The sequence below is a fragment of the Streptomyces sp. NPDC026538 genome (assembly GCF_055567535.1).
In genome coordinates, this window is sequence record NZ_JBVHQG010000005.1 from 516845 (window position 1) to 535805 (window position 18961).

An 18961-nucleotide genomic window follows, 5' to 3' on the forward strand; every position below is an offset into this window, starting at 1 on the left:
CATACATATTTCTGGGCATGTCGTCCCTTCACGCCTCCGCGCGCGCCGCCATCGAGCTGGCGCTCATCGGTGTGACCGCGCTCTGCGTGGCCGACATTCACTGTCGCTGACCCTCGCCCCTGGGCGTTCGCGTCGCGATCTTTCTCCGTCGCCGTGACTCGGTCACGGCTCTTTCGACGACCTGACGCCCGGGCAGACGTCTGTTCACCTTCGTCTCACTCCTCGTCAATCTGTCTCACCAACCGAGACTCGCCTTCCGAGAGGTCGTCATTCCGATGCGTCAACCGTCCGCCACAGCGCGCCGCCTGGCCGTGGCATCCGTCAGCCTGGTCGTGGCAGCGGGAGCCGTCGCCTGCGGGCCGAAGGACAACGATGCCAAGGGCTCCGGTGGCGACTCCACGCCGCACAAGGGCGGCACGCTCACGGTCCTGAACTCCGATCCCCAGTCGGACTTCGACCCCGCCCGCCTGTACACGTCCGGCGGCGGCAACGTGCCCTCCCTGGTCTTCCGTACGCTCACCACCCGCAACCGCGCGAACGGCGCGGCCGGCGCCAAGGTCGTCCCCGACCTGGCCACCGACACCGGGCGCCCCAGCGAGAACGCGACCGTGTGGACCTACACCTTGAAGAAGGGCCTCAAGTACGAGGACGGGACCGCGATCACGTCCGCCGACATCAAGTACGGCATCGAGCGCTCCTTCGCCCCCGAACTCTCCGGCGGCGCGCCCTACCTGCGGGACTGGCTGGTGGGCGCCGCCGACTACCAGGGGCCGTACAAGGACAAGAAGGGGCTCTCGGCGATCGAGACGCCGGACAGCCGCACGATCGTCTTCCACCTGAACAAGCCCGAGGGCGAGTTCCCGTTCCTGGCCACGCAGACGCAGTTCACGCCCGTCCCGAAGGCCAAGGACACGGGCACCAAGTACGAGGAGCACCCGGTCTCGTCCGGCCCCTACAAGGTCGTGAAGAACGAGAACGACGGGGAGCACCTGCTGCTGGAACGGAACACGTACTGGTCGTCGGCCGTCGACGACCAGCGCAAGGCCTACCCGGACAAGATCGACGTCAAGTCCGGGCTCGACTCCTCGGTGATCAACCAGCGGCTGTCGGCGTCCCAGGGGACGGACGCCGCCGCGGTCACCACGGACACCAACCTCGGCCCGGCCGAGCTCGCCAAGGTGACCGGCGACAAGGAACTCGCCTCGCGCGTCGGCACCGGACACTTCGGCTACACGAACTACATAGCGTTCAACCCGAAGGTCAAGCCGTTCGACAACGCCAAGGTGCGGCAGGCGATCTCGTACGCCGTCGACCGGTCGTCCGTGGTCAACGCGGCGGGCGGCAGCGCGCTGGCCGAGGCCGCCACCACCTACCTGCCCAACCAGAAGTCCTTCGGCTACACGCCGTACGACCTCTTCCCCGCGGGCGACACCGGCAACGCGGCCAAGGCCAAGGAACTACTGAAGGAAGCGGGCTACCCGAACGGGCTCACCGTCACGCTGACCCACGACAACGCCCAGAACTTCAAGACCAGCCCCGAGATCGCGACCGCCATCCAGGACGCCCTCAAGAAGGCCGGCATCACGGTCAAGCTCCAGGGTCTGGAGGACAACAACTACTCCGACACGATCCACGACGTGAAGACCGAGCCGGGCTTCTTCCTCTCCGCGTGGGGTGCCGACTGGCCCTCCGGCGGTCCCTTCCTCGCCCCGATCTTCGACGGCCGGCAGATCGTCAAGGACGGCGCGAACTTCAACTCGGCCCAGCTCAATGATGCTTCGGTCAATGCGGAGATTGACGCGATCAACAAGTTGACCGACCTTGACGCGGCCGCCCAGCGCTGGGGCGCACTGGACAAGAAGATCGGCGCGCAGGCCCTGACCGTGCCGCTGTTCCACCCGGTCTACAAGCGCCTGGTCGGCAAGGACATCAAGAACGTCGTGATCAGCGACTGGACCGGTGTCCTGGACATCTCCCAGGTCGCGGTGAAGTAGCGCCGTGAGCGAGGCACTTCTCGCCGCCCAGGCCCCCGAGGCGCCCGCCTCGGGGGCCTCGGGGGCTCGTCAGTTCTGGCGGCGGCTGCGCACCCGGCGCGCCGCCCTCGTCGCGGCCGCCGTCGTCGCGCTGCTCGTCCTGGTCGCACTCGCGGCGCCGCTGCTCACCGCGCTGGAGGGCCAGGACCCGACCACCTACCACCCCTCCCTCATCGACTCCGCGCGCGGCGGCGTCCCGATCGGCTCCTTCGGCGGCATCAGCGGCGACCACTGGCTGGGCGTCGAACCGCAGACCGGGCGGGACCTGTTCGCGCGACTGGTGTACGGGGCCCGGGTCTCCCTGGGCGTCGCGCTGGCCGCGACCACCGTGCAGGTCGTCCTCGGTGTCATCGTGGGTGTCACGGCCGCGCTCGGCAACAGATGGGTTGATCAACTGTTGAGCCGGGTCACCGACATCATCGTCGCCATGCCGCTGATCATCATGGCGCTGGCGCTGCTGGCCGTCGTGCCCGCCAGTTTTCCGCGGCCGGTCCTGGTCTCGCTCATCATCGGCTTCGTCGCCTGGGGCACCATCGGCAAGATCACGCGGGCCGCGACGCTCTCCCTGAAGAACCTCGACTACGTGGCCGCCGCGCGGCTCAGCGGCTGGAGCACCTGGCGGATCGCCCGCCGGGAACTGCTGCCCGGTCTCGCCGCGCCCGTCATCACCTACGCGGCGCTCATGGTGCCGGCCAACATCTCCATCGAGGCCTCGCTGTCCTTCCTCGGCGTCGGCGTGAAGCCCCCGACCCCGTCCTGGGGACAGATGCTGACCTCCGCCAACATCTGGTACCAGGCGGCCCCGCAGTACCTGCTGCTGCCGGCCGGCGCCCTGTTCGTGACCGTACTCGCGCTCACCGTGCTCGGCGACGGCATCCGCACGGCCCTCGACCCGCGGTCGGCCTCCCGGCTGCGCGTCGGCACGGGTCGCAAGCAGGAGGCGAAGGCGGCCGCCGCGACGCAGACGGCGAACACGGCCGCCGCGAAGGAGACCCAGTCATGACCGGCTTCGCCGGATTCGCGCTGCGCCGTGCCATCGGCGCGGTGATCACCCTGCTGGCCATCTCGGTGATCGTCTACGTCGTCTTCTACGTGACCCCCGGCGACGTCGCCCAGATCACCTGCGGCCCGCGCTGCTCGCCGGAACAGGTGCACCAGGTCTCCCAGCAGCTCAGGCTCGACGACCCGTTGTACCTGCGGTACTGGCACTTCCTGTCGGGCATCTTCGCCGGCCAGGACTACTCGACCGGCACATCTGTCGCGCACTGCTCGGCGCCCTGCCTCGGACTCTCGTACCAGAGCGACCAGCAGGTCACCCAGATCATCCTGACCAAGCTGCCGGTCAGCCTGTCCCTGGTGATCGGCGCCATGGTGCTCTGGCTGATCCTCGGGGTCGGCACCGGCATCCTCTCCGCCTGGCGGCGCGGCCGGTTCACCGAACGCGCCCTGACCGGCCTCACCCTGGCGGGCATGTCGACGCCGGTCTTCGTCATCGGGCTCGTCCTGATGATCGTGATCTGCGGACAACTGGAGCTGCTGCCGTTCCCGGAGTACGTGTCCTTCTCGGACGACCCCGAGCAGTGGGCCTGGAACCTGTTGCTGCCGTGGTTCACCCTGGCGCTCGCCGAGGCGGCCTACTTCGCCCGGATGACCCGGGCGTCGATGCTGGAGACGCTCGCCGAGGACCACATCAGGACCTTCCGGGCCTACGGCGTGGGCGAACGGTCGATCGTCGGCCGGCACGCCCTGCGCGGCGCCCTGGCACCGATCATCGCCCTGAACGCCAACGACTTCGGCAGTGCCGTGGGCGGCGCCGTCCTCATCGAGACCCTCTTCGGTCTTCCCGGCATCGGCCAGGAACTCGTCCACGCCGTCACCGTGGTCGACCTGCCCGTCGTCGTCGGCATGGTCCTGGTCATCGGCTTCTTCGTGGTCCTCGCCAACGCCGTCGCCGACGTGCTGTACGCGGTGGCCGACCGACGGGTGGTACTGGCATGAGTCTCGTCCAAGTCACTGATCTGACCGTCGAGTTCGGCGACCTGCGGGCCGTGGACGGACTCTCCTTCGAACTGGCCGCGGGCACCGCCCTGGCGCTGGTCGGCGAGTCCGGTTCCGGCAAGTCCACGGTCGCCTCGGCACTGCTGGGCCTGCATCACGGCACGGGGGCGAAGGTCGGCGGCACGATCCAGGTCGCCGGCACCGACGTACAGGCCGCCACCGACGACGAACTGCGGCGGCTGCGCGGCGCCAAGGCGGCGATGGTCTTCCAGGACCCGCTCTCCTCCCTCGACCCGTACTACGCGATCGGCGACCAGATCGCCGAGGTGTACCGCGTGCACACGCGCGTGTCGCGACGGGCCGCACGCGCGCGTGCCGTGGAGGTCCTGGACCGCGTGGGCATCCCGGACGCGCCCCGCCGGTCCCGGTCCCGCCCGCACGAGTTCAGCGGCGGCATGCGCCAGCGCGCGCTGATCGCCATGGCGCTCGCCTGCGAGCCCGACCTGCTGATCGCCGACGAGCCCACCACCGCCCTCGACGTCACCGTCCAGGCCCAGATCCTCGACCTGCTGCACACCCTGCGCGAGGAGACCGGCATGGGGCTGCTGCTCGTCACGCACGACGTGGGCGTCGCCGCCGAGAGCGTCGACCAGGTGCTCGTCATGCGGCACGGGCGCGTGGTCGAGCAGGGCCCGGTCGCCGCCGTGCTCGGGGCGCCCGCGCAGCCGTACACCCGCGAACTGCTCTCCGCCGTCCCGCGCGTGGACGCGGTGCGCGCGCCCTCACAGGCGTCCGAGGAGGTCGTGCTGGAGGCGTCCGGTCTGCGGCGCGAATTCGGGCGCGGCAAGGGGACGTTCGCCGCGGTGGACGACGTGTCGCTGTCCGTCCACCGGGGCGAGACCCTCGGCATCGTCGGCGAGAGCGGCAGCGGCAAGACGACGCTCGGCCGGATGCTGGTCGGGCTGCTGGAGCCGACGGCGGGAGAGGTCCGTTACGAGGGGCACGCGCGCGTGGGCGTGCGGCCGGCCGTCCAGATGGTCTTCCAGGACCCGGTGTCGTCCCTCAACCCCCGGCGCAGCGTGGGCGAGTCGATAGCCGACCCGCTGCGCGCCGGGGGCGAACGGGACCAGGGGCGCATCCGGCGGCGCGTGATCGAACTGCTGGAGCGGGTGGGGCTCGAAGGGGCGCACTACGAGCGCTATCCGCACGAGTTCAGCGGTGGCCAGCGCCAGCGCGTGGGCATCGCGCGGGCGCTCGCGGCCGACCCGCGCGTCATCGTCTGCGACGAGCCGGTCTCCGCGCTGGACGTCACCACCCAGGCCCAGGTCGTCGCCCTGCTCGGTGAGCTCCAGCGCGAACTCGGCCTGGCGCTCGTCTTCGTCGCCCACGACCTCGCCGTCGTCCGTCAGGTCAGCGACCGGGTCGCGGTGATGCGCCGCGGCCGGATCGTCGAGACCGGACCCGCCGACGAGGTCTACGACAGCCCCCAGGACCCGTACACCCGGCAACTGCTCGCCGCCGTACCCGCCCTCGACCCCGAGGCCGCGGCCCGGCGTCGGGCGGCTCGGCGGGAACTCGCGTCGGCGTGACGTTTCAGCAGCTCCCGGGAGCCAACCCCATGTGACGTTTCGCTGTCGATCGATCTCTTAGCGCGACCGAACGCGAACCGCACGGGAAAGTTACGACCGTTCACCCCTTTTGGTGGCGCGATGGACAACCGTCCGTCGCGCCACCGCCTTGTCCGCATACGTTCGTCCCGCTGCGAGCCACCGAGGCAACGGTGGCTCCCCATACGGGAGATCGATCGGGGGTGCACAGTGCGCATCGGACTGCTTACGGAGGGTGGCTATCCGTATGTGAGCGGTGACGCCAGACTCTGGTGCGACCGGCTCGTGCGCGGGCTCGGGCAGCATGAGTTCGACCTCTACGCGCTCAGCCGCAGCAGGCGTCAGGAGGACGAGGGCTGGCTGCCGTTGCCGCCGCACGTCAGCCGGGTACGGACGGCGCCCCTGTGGGCCGCCGAGGAGGACGGGGTCGCGTACGGCCGACGCGCGCGCCGGCGCTTCGTCGAGAGCTACGGGGAGCTGGCGGCGGTGCTGTGCGCCGGTCCGGGCGCCGGCGGCCCGGCCGGTACGGGCCTGGACGGAGCGGACGGCGCGGACGGTGCGGGCGGCGCGGACGGTGCGGGCGGCTCCGGTGCCGGACCCGGCCGTCTGGCGGACCGTTTCGGCAGCGCGCTCTACGGACTCGCCGAACTCGCCCGTGACGAGGGCGGACTGGTCGGCGCACTCCGCTCCGACAGCGCCGTCCGCACCCTGGAGCGCGCCTGCCGCGCGCCCGGCGCACTCGGTACGGCGCGCGAGGCGCGCGTGCCGGATCTGCTCGCCGTCGCCGCGCACCTCGAACGCGCCCTGCGCCCCCTCTCGCTCGACTGGTACGACGACGACGGCCTCGGCGCCGTCGACCTCTGCCACGCCACCGCCGGCGGCCCGGCCGCCCTGCCCGGCCTGCTCGCCCGCCACTTCTGCGACGTGCCGCTGCTGGTCACCGAGTACGGCGTGCAACTGCGCTCGCACTACCTCGCCTCCGGCCCCGACGCGGCCACCCCCGCCGTGCGCGCCCTGCTCGCCGCCTTCCATGGCCGGCTCGCCGCCGAGGTCTACGGCCGCGCCGCGATCATCACCCCCGGCAACGCGCACGCCCGCCGCTGGCAGGAGCGCTGCGGCGCCGACCGCGCCCGTATCCGCACCGTCCATCCGGGCCTGGAGGCCGCCCGCTTCGCCGAGGTCGGCGAGGCGCCGGACCGGGCCGACCCGGACACGCTCGTGTGGGTCGGCCGGACAGAACCGTCCAAGGACCTGGTCTCGCTGCTGCACGCCTTCGCGGAGGTCCGCAAGGAGGAGCCCAAGGCGCGGTTGCGGGTCGTGGGCGCCCCGGCGGGACCGGAGGGCCGGGCCTACCTGGGCCACTGCAAGGCGCTCGCCGCCCAGCTCTTCCCGGACGAGGCCGAAGGAGTGCACGCCGTCGGCGACAACCCGGTCGCCTTCGAGGAGATCGGCGGCCCGGAGGCACCGACCCTCGCCGACGCCTACGCGTCCGGATCGGTCGTCGTCCTCTCCAGCGTCGTCGAGGGTTTTCCGGTCGGCCTCGTCGAGGCGATGCTCTGCGCCCGTCCGACCGTCTCCACCGACGTCGGCGCCGTGGTGGAGGTCATCGGCGGCACCGGTCTCGTCGTTCCCCCGCGCAATCCGCGGGCGCTCGCGGAGGCGTGCGTGGCGCTGCTGCGCGACCCCGAGCGCCGTGAGCGCCTCGGAGCCGCGGCACGCGCCCGGGCGCTCGAACTGTTCACCGTCGAGCAGAACATCGCGGCATTTCACGGCATTTACCTGGAGATCGTCTCGCACTGCCCGGTGCGCCGGGTCGTCCTCGACGAGGCGGGCGAGCCGCTGCCGTTCGCCGCTCCCGCCGAGGCCCATGTCCCCGGCCGTTGGACCGGTCCGACGGCCCGCGTCGTGAGCCGGGGCGGCCCCGGCTGGGCCCTGGGCGCCGCACCGCGGCCGACCCCGGTACGGGCGACCCCGCTCGCGGCGCCGGAGGGTGCCCTGTGAACGGCGACGAGGACGACGCCGTGAACGGCGGTCCGGCAGAGCTGGACCGGCCCGAGCGCCCCGGCGGGGCCGACGCCTGGGACGCGCGGTCGGAGGAATGGCTCCTGGGCGTGGCGGACGACGGCTCGGAAGGCGCCCTCTCCCGGAGCGGGGCCGGGGATTCGGCCGCGGTCGTCGGCGGGGGCCACACCCGGACCGCCCCGGGCAGCCGGGGACGAACCCCACGTCGAGGCGCCGCCGATCCCGTGAAGGCGCTGATGCACCGCCACCGCGCCCTCTGTGAGCAGGCCGTCGACCCGCTGGAGATCGCGGCCGGCCTCGAAGCGCACGGCGTCACCGACCGGACCGCCGCCCGCTTCCGGCACCGTGACGTCTTCTCACTCGCCGAGGAGCTCTACGCGCGCGTGCCCCGCGACGGCGACCCGCGCCCGCGCCCGGAATCGGCGCCCGCGCCCCGCGTGCGCGCCGACTGGGCGCTGCTCACCCTCCTGCCGGGCGTGGTCGGCGCGGCGGTGGTGACCGGCCTACGGCTCACCGAGGGGCGCCCCCGCCTCCTGACGGCGGCCGTCGGCGTGCTCGCCCTCGCCCTGGCCGTGGGCCTGGCCCTGCGCCACGGCCCCCTCGCCGGGCCCGGCCGCCTCCCCGCCCGGCACACCGTGACCGGCACGCGCGCGTGGACCTGCTGGCTCCTTGCCTACGCCCTCCTCGGCAACGGCCTCCTGCGCGCCGTCCTTGACGGCGGCCCCGACGGCCTCCCGACCGGCGCCACGCACGGCCCCTGGCCGGTGACCGCCGCGCCCGTCCTGGCCCTCACCCTGGCCTGCGCCCCGGCCGCCTGGAGCGCCCATCTCTTCACGGCGGGTGCCCGCCGCAGGCTCACGGGCAGCCGGGGCCTGGAGGAGTTCGCCGGCTCCGTACAGCCGCTGCTGCTCGGCACGTTCGCCCTCTACCTGGGCGTCCTCACCGCCCTGCTCGCCGTGTGCGGCGCCGCCCTCGGAGAACCCGCCGGCTACCCGGAGGCCCTCACCCTCGGCGCCCTCCTGCTGCTCGCCCGCCTCCTCACCGTCCACAACGTGCCGCAGCGCCCCGCCCTCGCCCTCGCCGCCGCCGCCGAAGCGGCCGCCGTGGGGCTGGTCCTGGCCGGCCGGCTGCCCGGCTGCGCCTTCCTCGCGACCCCCGTCGACGCCGTGGCCGGCGCCTGGGGCGCGGGCGGTGTCCCAGCACTCGTCTGCGGCGTCGCGGCCCTGGCGCTGCTGTTCCAGGCGACCCGCACTCTCACCCGGGCCTCGGCCCACGCGCCGACGGGAGACCCCGAGTGAGCACAGCCGCCGTTCTCTTCGCCTGCCTCGCCGTGCCGTCGCGGCGGCAGGCGCCCGGCATCCCGCCGGAGGCAACCGCATCACCCCTTGAAGGAGACCGCCAGATGACCACCTCCCGACCCGGACCCGGAGCGTCCGGAACCACCGGAGTCGCCGGAGCGCACACCCCGGGAGCCACGCGATGAGGGTTCTGCTGATCGGAGCCAACGGGTACCTCGGCCGCTTCGTCGCCGACCGGCTACTCGCCGACCCGGCCGTCCAGCTCACCGCGCTCGGCCGCGGCGACGACGCCGACGTCCGCTTCGACCTCGCCACCGGCAGTCCCGGTGCGCTCACCCGCTTCCTCGACGCGGTCCACCCTGGCGTCATCGTGAACTGCGCCGGCGCCACCCGCGGCGGTGCCCGGGAACTCACCCGGCACAACACCGTCGCCGTCGCCACCATCTGCGAGGCCCTGCGCCGCAGCGGCTGCGGCGCCCGCCTGGTGCAGATCGGCTGCGGCGCCGAGTACGGCCCCAGCCAGCCCGGCTCCTCCACGGCCGAGGACGCCGTACCGCGCCCCGGCGGCCCGTACGGCGTCAGCAAGCTCGCCGCCACCGAACTGGTCCTCGGGTCGGGCCTGGACGCCGTCGTGCTGCGCGTCTTCTCGCCCGCCGGGCCCGGCACCCCGGCCGGCTCCCCGCTCGGCCGCCTCGCCGAAGCCATGCGCCGCGCCATGCAGTCCGGCGACGGCGAACTCAAACTCGGCGGCCTCGGCGCCCAGCGCGACTTCGTCGACGTACGCGACGTCGCCCGCGCCGTCCACGCGGCCTCGCTCTCCGCCGCCCAAGGTGTCATCAACATCGGCTCCGGCCGCGCCGTCCGCCTCCGCGACGCCGCCGCCGTCCTCGCCCGGGTCGCCGGATACGGCGGCGCCCTGCACGAACTCGACGGCCCGCCCGGCCCGATGCGCAGCCCCATCGGCCACCCCCGCCTGGACCCCGACCACGCGGCCCCGGTCGCCTACCCGTACCCGGACGGCTGCGGCAGCTGGCAGCAGGCCGACGTGCGCTGTGCCCGCGACCGGCTCGGCTGGCGGCCCCGTATCAACCTCGAAGAGTCCCTCGCGGACATCTGGATGGAGGCGGCATGCCGCATCTGACCAGCACCAGGTCGGGCGCCGCGGCCACCGGCGTCCGCACCGCCTTCGGCATCCCGGGCTACGCCCACCCCCTGCTCGCCCCCGCGCAGTGGGCCGAACTCACCCGCCCGGGCACCCCCTTGCGCTGGGTCGTCCTCAACGTGGCGAACGGCCCCGGCAGCCGCCCCGACCCGCACTGCCTGGAAGCAGTCGGCAGGCTCCGCAACGCGGGCGTCCGCGTCTTAGGCCGCCTGGACACCACCTACGGCGCCCGCCCCCACGCCGACCTGGTCCTCGACGCCCGCCGCTATCACGACTGGTACCGCGTCGACGGCTTCCTGCTGGAGCGCTGCCCCGGCGAACGCACGGCGCTCCCCGAGATCCGCCGCGCCGTCGCCACGCTCCGCACCATCGGTGACGCCCCCCACATCGTCCTCGGTCACGGCACCCACCCCCATCCGGGCTACGCGGAGAACGCCGACCAGCTGGTGACCTTCGCCGGCTCGTGGAGCGACTACCGCTGGTCGCACGTCGCCGAGTGGACCGCGGACTACCCGCCGGACCGCTTCTGTCATTTCGTGCACGGCATACCCCGCGGCCACCTCGACGAGGCACTGCGCATCGCCCGCTGGCAGGGCGCCGCGACCATCTACTTCACGGACCGCACGGATCACGGCGGGCGCGTGGACCCCTGGGAGAACATGCCCGGCTACTGGGACGACATCGTCTCGCGGGTCGGGACAGGTGTCTCGGAATGAAGATGGCCATGGCAGTGTTACACGGAGAACATCTGTAGTGATTGACCGACCAACGGAGTCCCCGTGTCGCTGCCACCCCTGGTCGAGCCAGCCTCTGAGCTCACCGTAGACGAGGTCCGCAGGTACTCCCGCCACCTGATCATCCCCGATGTCGGGATGGACGGGCAGAAGCGGCTGAAGAACGCCAAGGTGCTCTGTGTGGGCGCCGGCGGCCTGGGCTCGCCGGCGCTGATGTACCTCGCCGCGGCCGGTGTCGGCACCCTCGGCATCGTGGAGTTCGACGAGGTCGACGAGTCGAACCTGCAGCGCCAGATCATCCACAGCCAGGCCGACATCGGCCGCTCCAAGGCCGAGTCCGCCCGTGACTCCGTCCTCGGCATCAACCCGTACGTGAACGTGGTCCTTCACGAGGAGCGGCTCGAGGCCGAGAACGTGATGGACATCTTCAGCCAGTACGACCTGATCGTCGACGGCACGGACAACTTCGCCACCCGCTACCTGGTCAACGACGCCTGCGTGCTGCTCAACAAGCCGTACGTCTGGGGCTCGATCTACCGCTTCGACGGCCAGGCCTCGGTCTTCTGGTCCGAGTACGGCCCCTGCTACCGCTGCCTCTACCCGGAGCCCCCGCCGCCGGGCATGGTCCCCTCCTGCGCCGAGGGCGGCGTGCTGGGCGTGCTCTGCGCGTCCATCGGCTCCATCCAGGTCACCGAGGCCATCAAGGTGCTCACCGGCACCGGCGAGCCCCTCGTCGGCCGCCTGATGATCTACGACGCCCTGGAGATGCAGTACCGCCAGGTGAAGGTCCGCAAGGACCCGAACTGCGCGGTCTGCGGCGAGAACCCGACCGTCACCGAGCTCATCGACTACGAGGCCTTCTGCGGCGTCGTCTCCGAGGAGGCCCAGCAGGCGGCGGCCGGCTCGACGATCACTCCCAAGCAGCTCAAGGAGTGGATCGACGACGGCGAGAACATCGAGATCATCGACGTCCGCGAGCCGAACGAGTACGAGATCGTCTCCATCCCGGGCGCCAAGCTGATCCCGAAGAACGAGTTCCTGCTCGGCACCGCCCTGGAGGGCCTGCCCCAGGACAAGAAGATCGTCCTGCACTGCAAGACGGGTGTCCGCAGTGCGGAAGTCCTCGCGGTCCTGAAGTCCGCGGGCTTCGCGGACGCAGTCCATGTCGGCGGCGGCGTGATCGGCTGGGTCAACCAGATCGAGCCGGAGAAGCCGGTCTACTGAGCGCGGTCTCAGCGACGGGCGGGGGTTTCGGGCGCGGCAGGCGCCCGGAGCCCCCGCCTTCGTCATGAGCAGACCTTGCCGTCCTTCGGGACCGTGCCGTCCAGCAGATAGCCGTTCACCGTCGAGTCCACGCAGTCGCTCCCGCGGCCGTACGCGCTGTGGCCCTCGCCCTTCCAGGTCAGCTCGACGCCGACGCCCTTGCCCAGTTCGTCGGCCATTCTCCGGGCGCCCTCGTAGGGGGTCGCCGGGTCGCCCGTGTTGCCCACCAGCAGGATCGGGGCCGCGCCCGGGGCGCTCACCTCCGGGGTGTCGTACTCCCCGGCCACCGGCCAGTCGTGGCACCAGCCGGCCGTGTCCCAGCCCAGGAAGTCGCCGAAGACGGGCGAGATCTTCTCGAACTCGGGCAGCAGCCTCCTCGTCTGGGCGAGCGAGGGCCGCTGCTTGTCGTCCAGGCACGATATGACCCGCTGGGAGTGGGCGGCCGTGCCGTAGTGCCCCGAGGTGTCGCGTTCGTTGTACTGGTCCGCGAGCGACAGCAGCTCCGAGCCGTCGCCGTCCTCGGCCGCCTGGAGCGCGCTGGTCAGGGTCGGCCAGCTGTCCTGGCTGTACAGCGGCAGGACGATGCCGGTGACCGCGAGGGTCTGGGTCAGCTTCCGCCCGGAGGAGGTCGTGAGCGGCGCGGTGTCGAGCTTCTCCAGCAGGTCCACGATCTTCTGCGAACCCTGCTCCGGGTCCTGCCCGGTGGACTTGAGGTAGTCGTCCAGTGCCCGCTGGAAGCCCTGGGCCTGGTTCTTCGCGTGTCCGACCGAGTCCGCGGTCGGGTCGACCACCGCGTCCAGGATCAGCCGCCCCACGTTCTTCGGGAACAGGTGGGCGTAGACGCCCCCGAGTTCGGTGCCGTAGGAGATACCGAAGTAGTGCATCTTCGTATCGCCGAGCACCTGGCGCATCAGGTCCATGTCCCGGGCCGTGTCGGTCGTCGAGACGTGCGCGATCAGCTCGCCGGACGCCGTCTCGCAGCCCTTGCCGAAGGCGGCGGCGTCCTGGAAGTACGCCGTCTCCTCCGCCGCCGTGTCCGGGGTGGCGTCGATCGACTCGGCGGACCGCATGTCCTTGTCGCTGCGGCAGCGGATCCCCTCACTGGCGCCCACCCCGCGCGGATCCCAGCTCACCAGGTCGTACCGCTCGCGCAGCGTGGAGACGGTGGTGGCGTAGTACGGCATCGTCGAGACGCCCGAGCCGCCAGGACCGCCGAAGTTGAACAGCAATGAGCCGATCCGCTGGCCCGAACCCCCGCTGGCCTTCGCCCGGATCAGCGCCAGCCCTATGGTCTTCCCGTCCGGCTTCGCCCAGTCCAGCGGCACCTTGAGCGTCGCGCACCGCCACTCGCCACCGGGCGCGGCGGAGTCCGAAGTGGCTTTGCAGCGGCCCCAGTCGAGCTTCTGGGAGGTGAGGGAGGAGGGCAGGGCGGCAGAGGCCGGCGACGGCTGTTGGGACCGTGTCTTTCCTTCGTCCCCGCCCCCGCCGGAGGACCCACCACCGCACCCGGCCACCAGCAACCCGGCGGCAACAGCGGCCGCCCACCGTACAGAACGCAACATGCGCGCACACCCCCCACACAGGCTCTCCGCAGGTTCGTCGCGGAAAGCGGTCAGGTCATAGTAGGCGGATCGAGCGAAGGCTGTTGCGGCCTGTGGATAACCTTTTGACCTGCGATTTCTTAACTCCCCCCGCTCACGAACAGACCGTGCCGGCCTTCGGTACCTTCCCCTCCAGCAAGTAACCGTTCACGTCCGACTGCACGCACTTGTTCTTGCTGTCGTAGGCCCCGTGCCCCTGCCCCCGGTACGTCAGCTCCACCCCGACGCCCTTCCCCAGCGACTCCACCATCTTCTTCGCGCCCTCGTACGGCGTGGCCGGGTCGCCCGTGTTGCCCACGACCAGGATCGGCGCCGACCCGGGTGCGCTGACGTCGGGATGGTCGGCGGCACCCGGCACCGCCCAGCTCGTGCAGCTGACCATGCCCCACGCGAGGTAGTCGCCGAACAGCGGGGACGCGGCCCGGAATTCGGGCAGCCTCTGCTGGACGTAGTCGGCGGTGTACCGGGGCTTCTCGTCCGCGCAGTTGATGGCGATGTTCGCCGCCGTGATGTTGCTGTACTCGCCGTTCTGGCTACGGCCGTTCATGGAGTCGGACAACAGCATCAGGATCTTCCCGTCGCCGTCGTACGCCTCTTCGAGTCCCTCGGTGAGGTACTCCCAGAAGTCCTTGGAGTACAGGGACTGCGCGATGCCGTTGGTGGCGGCGGTCTGGGTCAGCTGTCGGGGGAGGATGCCGGGGATCGGCTTCTTGTCGAGGTCCACGAGGAGCTTGGCGATACGGTCCTTCACGTCCTGCGGGGTGTCGCCGATCGGGCACTCGGTCTTCTTGGAGGTGCAGTCCTCGGCGAAGTTGTCGAGCGCGAGCTGGAAGCCCTTGGCCTGTCCCAGCGAGCTCTGCTCGGGGTTCTGGGTGGGGTCGATGACGCCGTCGAGGACGGCTCGGCCCACGTTCTTCGGGAACAGGTGGGCGTAGACGCCGCCGAGTTCGGTGCCGTAGGAGATGCCGAAGTAGTGCAGCTGCTTGTCGCCGAGGACCTGGCGCATGAGGTCCATGTCGCGGGCCGCGTCGGTGGTGCGTACGTGCGGCAGGATCGTCTTGGAGTTCTTCTCGCAGGCGGCGTTGAACTGCTTGGTGCGGTTGATCAGCTGGGTGCGCTCGGCGCTGGTCTCGGGCGTCGCGTCCTGCTGGAAGTAGTTGTCGAGCTGTTCGTCGTTCTCGCACTCGACGGGGTCGCTGCGGCCGACTCCGCGCGGGTCGAAGCTGACGAGGTCGTAGCGGGTGCGCAGGGCCGCGTAGTCCTCGCCGAACGCGGGGAGCGTGGTGACGCCGCTGCCGCCGGGCCCGCCGAAGTTGAAGATCAGGGAGCCGATCCGCTTGCTCGCGTCGCCGCTGGCCTCGGCACGGATCAGTGCGAGACCGATGGTGGCGCCCTTCGGCTTCGACCAGTCCAGCGGCGCCTTCATGGTCGCGCACTGCCAGGCAGCGCCACCGGGCAGCGGCGAGGGGGCGCCGCCACCGCCCTCGGCCTCGTCGGGGGCCGGGCAGGCCTTCCAGTCCAGCTTCTGTGCCGCCAGATCCCCGGCCTTGGCACTGTCGCTGCACCCGGCCAGCAGGGAGGACAGCATCAGGGCGGTGACCAGGGCGGCGACACGGATCCGGAAGGGGTTCGGCATGCTCCCATCCTGGGGTCGCACGCGCCCACGCGCGCGGGGCGCGAGCCGTACGAGGTACGACCCCGGGATGCCCGCGGCGCATCCGGTGCGAGCGGGAGCGTCTCGTGCCCCCTGAAGCGTCTCGTGCCCCCTGGCGTCGGCGCCGGGGCTACAGCGCTCCCTTGCGGGACAGGTGGTTGAAGGCCAGCCAGCCGGGCAGGACCGGCAGCCACAGGGTCAGCAGCCGGTACAGCAGGACGGCGGGGGCCGCGACCTCCTTGGGGAGGCCGACGGCGATCAGGCCGACGGTCAGGGTCGCCTCGACCGCACCGACTCCGCCCGGGGTCGGCGCCGCGGAGCCGAGCGCGTTTCCGGCGAGGAAGACGACGGCGACACTGGCGATGCTGAGCGAGGAGCCCTCGTTGCCGAACGCCCGGATGGAGGCGTCCAGGCACATCACGAAGCAGGCGGTGAGCAGCAGCATGCCGCCGATGCCGGTGACGAGCTTCTGCGGCCGCTGCAGCACGTCCAGCATGCGAGGTACGACGCCCGCGAAAAGCGACCGCACCCGCGTGGAGACGAATTTCCGCAGGAACGGCACCGAGGTCACCACGAGGACCAGCACGGCGACGGTCAGCAGGCCCGCGATGACGGTGCGGGACGGCGACAACGACGGGGTCTTCTCGGTACCGGTCAGGTAGCCGAAGGAGAGCAGCATCAGGATGTGACAACCGAGCCCGAACAGCTGCGAGGCGCCGACGCTCGCCACCGCGAGGCCCGGGCGCACACCGGCGCGCTGCAGGAAGCGTGTGTTGAGGGCGACACCGCCGACCGCCGCGGGCGCCACGATCTTCACGAACGACCCCGCGACCTGCGCCGCCACGGTCCGCACGAACGGCACCCGCTCGGGCACGAACCCGAGCAGCGCCATCGCGGCGGCGACGTAGCTGACCGCCGAGAACAGCACCGCGGCGATCACCCAGCCCCACTGGGCGTTCGCGACCAGGGGGCCGAACTCGATGTGGGTGAGCTGGGTCAGCAGGTAGTACGCGCCGATCGCGCCGGCGATGAGGCTGATCAGCGTGCGCGGCCGGACCCGCTCCAGGCGGGCCGGCTCGACGGGCGCCTGCGGCCTGATCTTCAGCACCTGGTGCCGGATCTGGGTGAGCAGGTCCTCCTCGCGGGCCTCTTCCAGCGCGTCGTCCAGGGCCCGCTTCTCGGCCCGCTGCTCGGCGCGCACCGTCTTCTTGTCGGGTTTCTCGGCCTCCTCCGCGCGGGCCTGCTTGGCCTGCCGGGACGCCTCCAGGACCGCGTCGCGTTCGCGCTGGGCGCGCTCTCTGGCCAGTCTTCGCAGCGTCGCGCGCGTGGAGCGGGTGAGCGCGATCGGCTGGAGCATCGGCAGGCAGTCGGCGACGGCGTCGGGCCCGAGCACACCCACCGCCGAGGCCACCGCCCGCTCGGCGCCGACCCGCAGGCCGAGCGTGGTGACGAGCTGGGCGACGTCCATGCGCAGCAGCAGCTCGCCGGCCGCGATCTCACCGCCGCGCAGATCCGTGAGGATCACCTGGCCGGAACGATCCACCAGGATGGCGTCACCCGCGAGTCTGCGGTGCGCGATCCGGCGCGACTGCAGCGCCTGTACCTGGTGCCAGGTGTTGCGCAGCAGTTCGTCGGTGATCTCCTCGTCAGCCAGCGAGTCCAGGGTGCGGCCGCCGGTGTGCTCGTAGACGAGCATCACGGCGTCCGGGCCCAGCTCGGAGGTGGCGATCAGCTTGGGCGCGTTGGCACCGGCCGCGATCGCCGCGTACGCCAGCAGCGCCTCCTGCTCCAGGGCCTGGCGCAGCGACTGGAGGCTGGAGCGGGTGGCGAAGCCGCGCAGCGTCAGGTTGCGCCACGCGCGGTAGAAGAAGCCCTGGGCCTGCTGTTCCCGGTCGACGACCGTGACGTCCAGCGGCGGGCCGTCCTCCAGGGTGACGAAGTAGCGCCGGCCCCGGTCGCCGTTCTCGGTGTCGAGGGCCTCCTCGCGGGCCGCGCCGACCGGGTGGAAGCCGACGTGCCGCAGCCCCGCCAGCAGGGTCCGGCCGGTGGGGCGGACGTTGGGGGAGCCCACCGCGTAGAGCGTGCCGTAGGCGACGGTCCAGCCGATCAGCACCGTGAGGATGATCGAGAACGGTGTCGTGTAGCCGGTGACGAGCATGGAGAACGCGTCGAGCAGCAGCACGATCCACAGCACCGAGCGCCATCTCGGACGCCGGGACATGCCGACGGCCGTCATATAGGCGATGACGGGCGCGAGATAGCCGTGCACCGGGTCGGTGAGGGCATGGATGTCGCCGGGGGAGGGCTGGGTGAGCGCCTCCTGGATCGAGCCGGGGGCGGCTCTGGCCACCCACAGGTCGGTGGCGAGGGTCACACCGTGCGCGAGGACGGCCGCGAGCACGCCGTCGGCGATGCGCAGCCCGTCCCGCTTGATCAGCCGCTCGATGGCGAACGCGACCGGCACGAGCAGGATCGCGATGCTGGAGGCCAGCCCCGCGATCTTGATCAGCAGGTCGGGGGCCTGCCCGGTGCCTTTGTTGATGTCCTGTTCGAGCCCGGAGGTGGTGCCGTGCGCGAACGCGGCGATGCCGAGCAGCACGGCGATGGCGAGCACGCCGACCAGAAGACGCATGAGGTCGGAGGGGCGGTGCACGCGCGCGGGGAGCAGCGGTTCGTCGCCCTCCACCTCGTCCGTGTGGATCTCGTCCGGCACGTGTTCCGCCTCGGGGGCGTCGGGGGCGGCGTCGGGTCCGACGGCGGGGGGCGGGCGTCCGGCGTCCGGTTCCACGACCTCCGCGCGCGCGGATTCCGAAGGTACGGTGCCGGATTCGGCCGCGTCCGGGCGTGCGGCGGCGTCAGGGGTGCCCGCCGCTCCGTCGGGGTGCACGCCCTGCTGCTTGGTCGTCTCTTCTTGATCTCGTATCACCAGTCACCGCCCGCACGATGGTGGCATGCCCCACCGACACACGAGGGCATCAGGGTGCAGATGCGGGGGCGCACAGTCTGCCCCAAGCGCCGCCCGGGGGCGAGACGGCGACCTGACACGGACCGCGCGGGTTGTCGGTGGGGTGCGGCAGGATGGGGCGAATGAGCGAGCAGAGCCTTCCCGAGGGCACCCGAGAGGGGTACGCGGACGAACTGCCCGAGTACGCCGAGCGGGTCCTGGAGGTCGCCGAGCGGATTCCGCCCGGGCGCGTGATGACCTACGGCGACGTCGCGGAGTGGCTGGAGGAGGGAGGGCCACGTCAGGTGGGGCGGGTGATGTCCCTCTACGGCGGCTCCGTCCCCTGGTGGCGGGTGGTGCGCGCCGACGGGGTGCTGCTGCCGGGGCACGAGCTGAGCGCCCTGGACCACTACCGCGCGGAGGGCACCGCGCTGAAGGAGGCGAGCAGGGCCGCGGAGGGTCATCTGCCGCGGCTCGACATGAAGCGGGCGCGGTGGGACGGCGACGCGGACTCGGGGGCTCACACTTGACAGCTTCCGCCATCCGAGGCCCTCGGGGGGAACCAGTGGCCCGTTCGAGGGACATCCGGGACGTCCGTGGCATGACGTACGTTCGTGGGATGTGGGGTGCGCGTGCCACGAGTGC

The 18961-nt window shown here is 71.8% G+C and carries 14 protein-coding genes; 11 read left to right on the forward strand and 3 right to left on the reverse strand.

Annotated features, from left to right (window positions below):
• Positions 1 to 17 precede the first annotated feature (17 nt).
• From ACZ4N4_RS22825 to moeZ, 10 genes are all read left to right on the forward strand, one after another.
• Complete coding sequence (locus ACZ4N4_RS22825; protein ID WP_351321593.1) at positions 18 to 110, forward strand: Ms4533A family Cys-rich leader peptide; 93 nt, start codon at positions 18 to 20, stop codon at positions 108 to 110.
• Between the two features lie 165 nt (positions 111 to 275).
• Positions 276 to 1994, forward strand: coding sequence for an ABC transporter substrate-binding protein (locus tag ACZ4N4_RS22830; RefSeq protein ID WP_467591498.1), 1719 nt, complete (start codon positions 276 to 278; stop codon positions 1992 to 1994).
• 4 nt (positions 1995 to 1998) lie between these two features.
• Positions 1999 to 3036, forward strand: a complete 1038-nt coding sequence (locus ACZ4N4_RS22835) for an ABC transporter permease (RefSeq protein WP_453570837.1) — start codon at positions 1999 to 2001, stop codon at positions 3034 to 3036.
• Complete coding sequence (locus ACZ4N4_RS22840; protein WP_467591502.1) at positions 3033 to 4031, forward strand: ABC transporter permease; 999 nt, start codon at positions 3033 to 3035, stop codon at positions 4029 to 4031. Before ACZ4N4_RS22835 ends, ACZ4N4_RS22840 begins: the two co-directional genes overlap by 4 nt.
• Complete coding sequence (locus ACZ4N4_RS22845) at positions 4028 to 5620, forward strand: dipeptide ABC transporter ATP-binding protein (RefSeq protein ID WP_453570842.1); 1593 nt, start codon at positions 4028 to 4030, stop codon at positions 5618 to 5620. The genes ACZ4N4_RS22840 and ACZ4N4_RS22845 overlap by 4 nt, the downstream gene beginning before the upstream one ends.
• 267 nt (positions 5621 to 5887) lie before the next feature.
• Positions 5888 to 7639, forward strand: coding sequence for a glycosyltransferase (locus ACZ4N4_RS22850; protein ID WP_467591506.1), 1752 nt, complete (start codon positions 5888 to 5890; stop codon positions 7637 to 7639).
• A gap of 245 nt (positions 7640 to 7884) precedes the next feature.
• A complete protein-coding gene (locus tag ACZ4N4_RS22855; RefSeq protein WP_467591838.1) occupies positions 7885 to 8958 on the forward strand; it encodes a hypothetical protein in 1074 nt (357 codons plus the stop codon).
• Positions 8959 to 9139: 181 nt separating this feature from the next.
• A complete protein-coding gene (locus ACZ4N4_RS22860; protein ID WP_453570847.1) occupies positions 9140 to 10099 on the forward strand; it encodes an NAD-dependent epimerase/dehydratase family protein in 960 nt (319 codons plus the stop codon).
• Positions 10087 to 10836: a spherulation-specific family 4 protein gene (locus tag ACZ4N4_RS22865; protein WP_453570850.1), complete on the forward strand. Its 750-nt coding sequence runs from the start codon at positions 10087 to 10089 to the stop codon at positions 10834 to 10836. Before ACZ4N4_RS22860 ends, ACZ4N4_RS22865 begins: the two co-directional genes overlap by 13 nt.
• Positions 10837 to 10899: 63 nt before the next feature.
• On the forward strand, positions 10900 to 12078 hold the full coding sequence (moeZ, locus tag ACZ4N4_RS22870; RefSeq protein WP_351704789.1) for an adenylyltransferase/sulfurtransferase MoeZ: 1179 nt from the start codon (positions 10900 to 10902) through the stop codon (positions 12076 to 12078).
• A 62-nt stretch (positions 12079 to 12140) separates the two neighbouring features.
• Here moeZ and ACZ4N4_RS22875 read toward each other — a convergent pair whose 3' ends face one another.
• The 3 genes from ACZ4N4_RS22875 to ACZ4N4_RS22885 all read right to left on the reverse strand — a co-directional run bounded on the left by ACZ4N4_RS22875 (position 12141) and on the right by ACZ4N4_RS22885 (position 18298).
• Positions 12141 to 13679 (reverse strand): alpha/beta fold hydrolase, encoded by a 1539-nt coding sequence (locus ACZ4N4_RS22875; RefSeq protein WP_467591510.1) that lies wholly within the window; start codon positions 13677 to 13679, stop codon positions 12141 to 12143.
• A 133-nt stretch (positions 13680 to 13812) separates the two neighbouring features.
• Positions 13813 to 15354 carry an alpha/beta hydrolase gene (locus tag ACZ4N4_RS22880; RefSeq protein ID WP_467591513.1) on the reverse strand — a complete coding sequence of 514 codons (1542 nt, stop codon included), beginning with the start codon at positions 15352 to 15354 and terminating at the stop codon, positions 13813 to 13815.
• 148 nt (positions 15355 to 15502) lie between these two features.
• Positions 15503 to 18298, reverse strand: coding sequence for a lysylphosphatidylglycerol synthase domain-containing protein (locus tag ACZ4N4_RS22885; RefSeq protein ID WP_467591516.1), 2796 nt, complete (start codon positions 18296 to 18298; stop codon positions 15503 to 15505).
• Positions 18299 to 18459: 161 nt separating this feature from the next.
• Between ACZ4N4_RS22885 and ACZ4N4_RS22890 the strand changes: the two genes are divergently transcribed.
• Positions 18460 to 18846: an MGMT family protein gene (locus tag ACZ4N4_RS22890; RefSeq protein WP_467591519.1), complete on the forward strand. Its 387-nt coding sequence runs from the start codon at positions 18460 to 18462 to the stop codon at positions 18844 to 18846.
• The last annotated feature ends 115 nt before the right edge of the window (positions 18847 to 18961 follow it).

What these genes read in the sequence shown, in the direction of transcription:
- ACZ4N4_RS22865 (WP_453570850.1), top strand. Translation starts at nt 10,087, where the DNA reads ATGCCGCATCTGACCAGCACCAGGTCGGGCGCCGCGGCCACCGGCGTC.
- ACZ4N4_RS22860 (WP_453570847.1), top strand. Translation starts at nt 9,140, where the DNA reads ATGAGGGTTCTGCTGATCGGAGCCAACGGGTACCTCGGCCGCTTCGTC.
- ACZ4N4_RS22825 (WP_351321593.1), top strand. Translation starts at nt 18, where the DNA reads ATGTCGTCCCTTCACGCCTCCGCGCGCGCCGCCATCGAGCTGGCGCTC.
- ACZ4N4_RS22830 (WP_467591498.1), top strand. Translation starts at nt 276, where the DNA reads ATGCGTCAACCGTCCGCCACAGCGCGCCGCCTGGCCGTGGCATCCGTC.
- ACZ4N4_RS22890 (WP_467591519.1), top strand. Translation starts at nt 18,460, where the DNA reads ATGAGCGAGCAGAGCCTTCCCGAGGGCACCCGAGAGGGGTACGCGGAC.
- ACZ4N4_RS22880 (WP_467591513.1), bottom strand. Translation starts at nt 15,354, where the DNA reads ATGCCGAACCCCTTCCGGATCCGTGTCGCCGCCCTGGTCACCGCCCTG.
- ACZ4N4_RS22840 (WP_467591502.1), top strand. Translation starts at nt 3,033, where the DNA reads ATGACCGGCTTCGCCGGATTCGCGCTGCGCCGTGCCATCGGCGCGGTG.
- ACZ4N4_RS22845 (WP_453570842.1), top strand. Translation starts at nt 4,028, where the DNA reads ATGAGTCTCGTCCAAGTCACTGATCTGACCGTCGAGTTCGGCGACCTG.
- ACZ4N4_RS22875 (WP_467591510.1), bottom strand. Translation starts at nt 13,679, where the DNA reads ATGTTGCGTTCTGTACGGTGGGCGGCCGCTGTTGCCGCCGGGTTGCTG.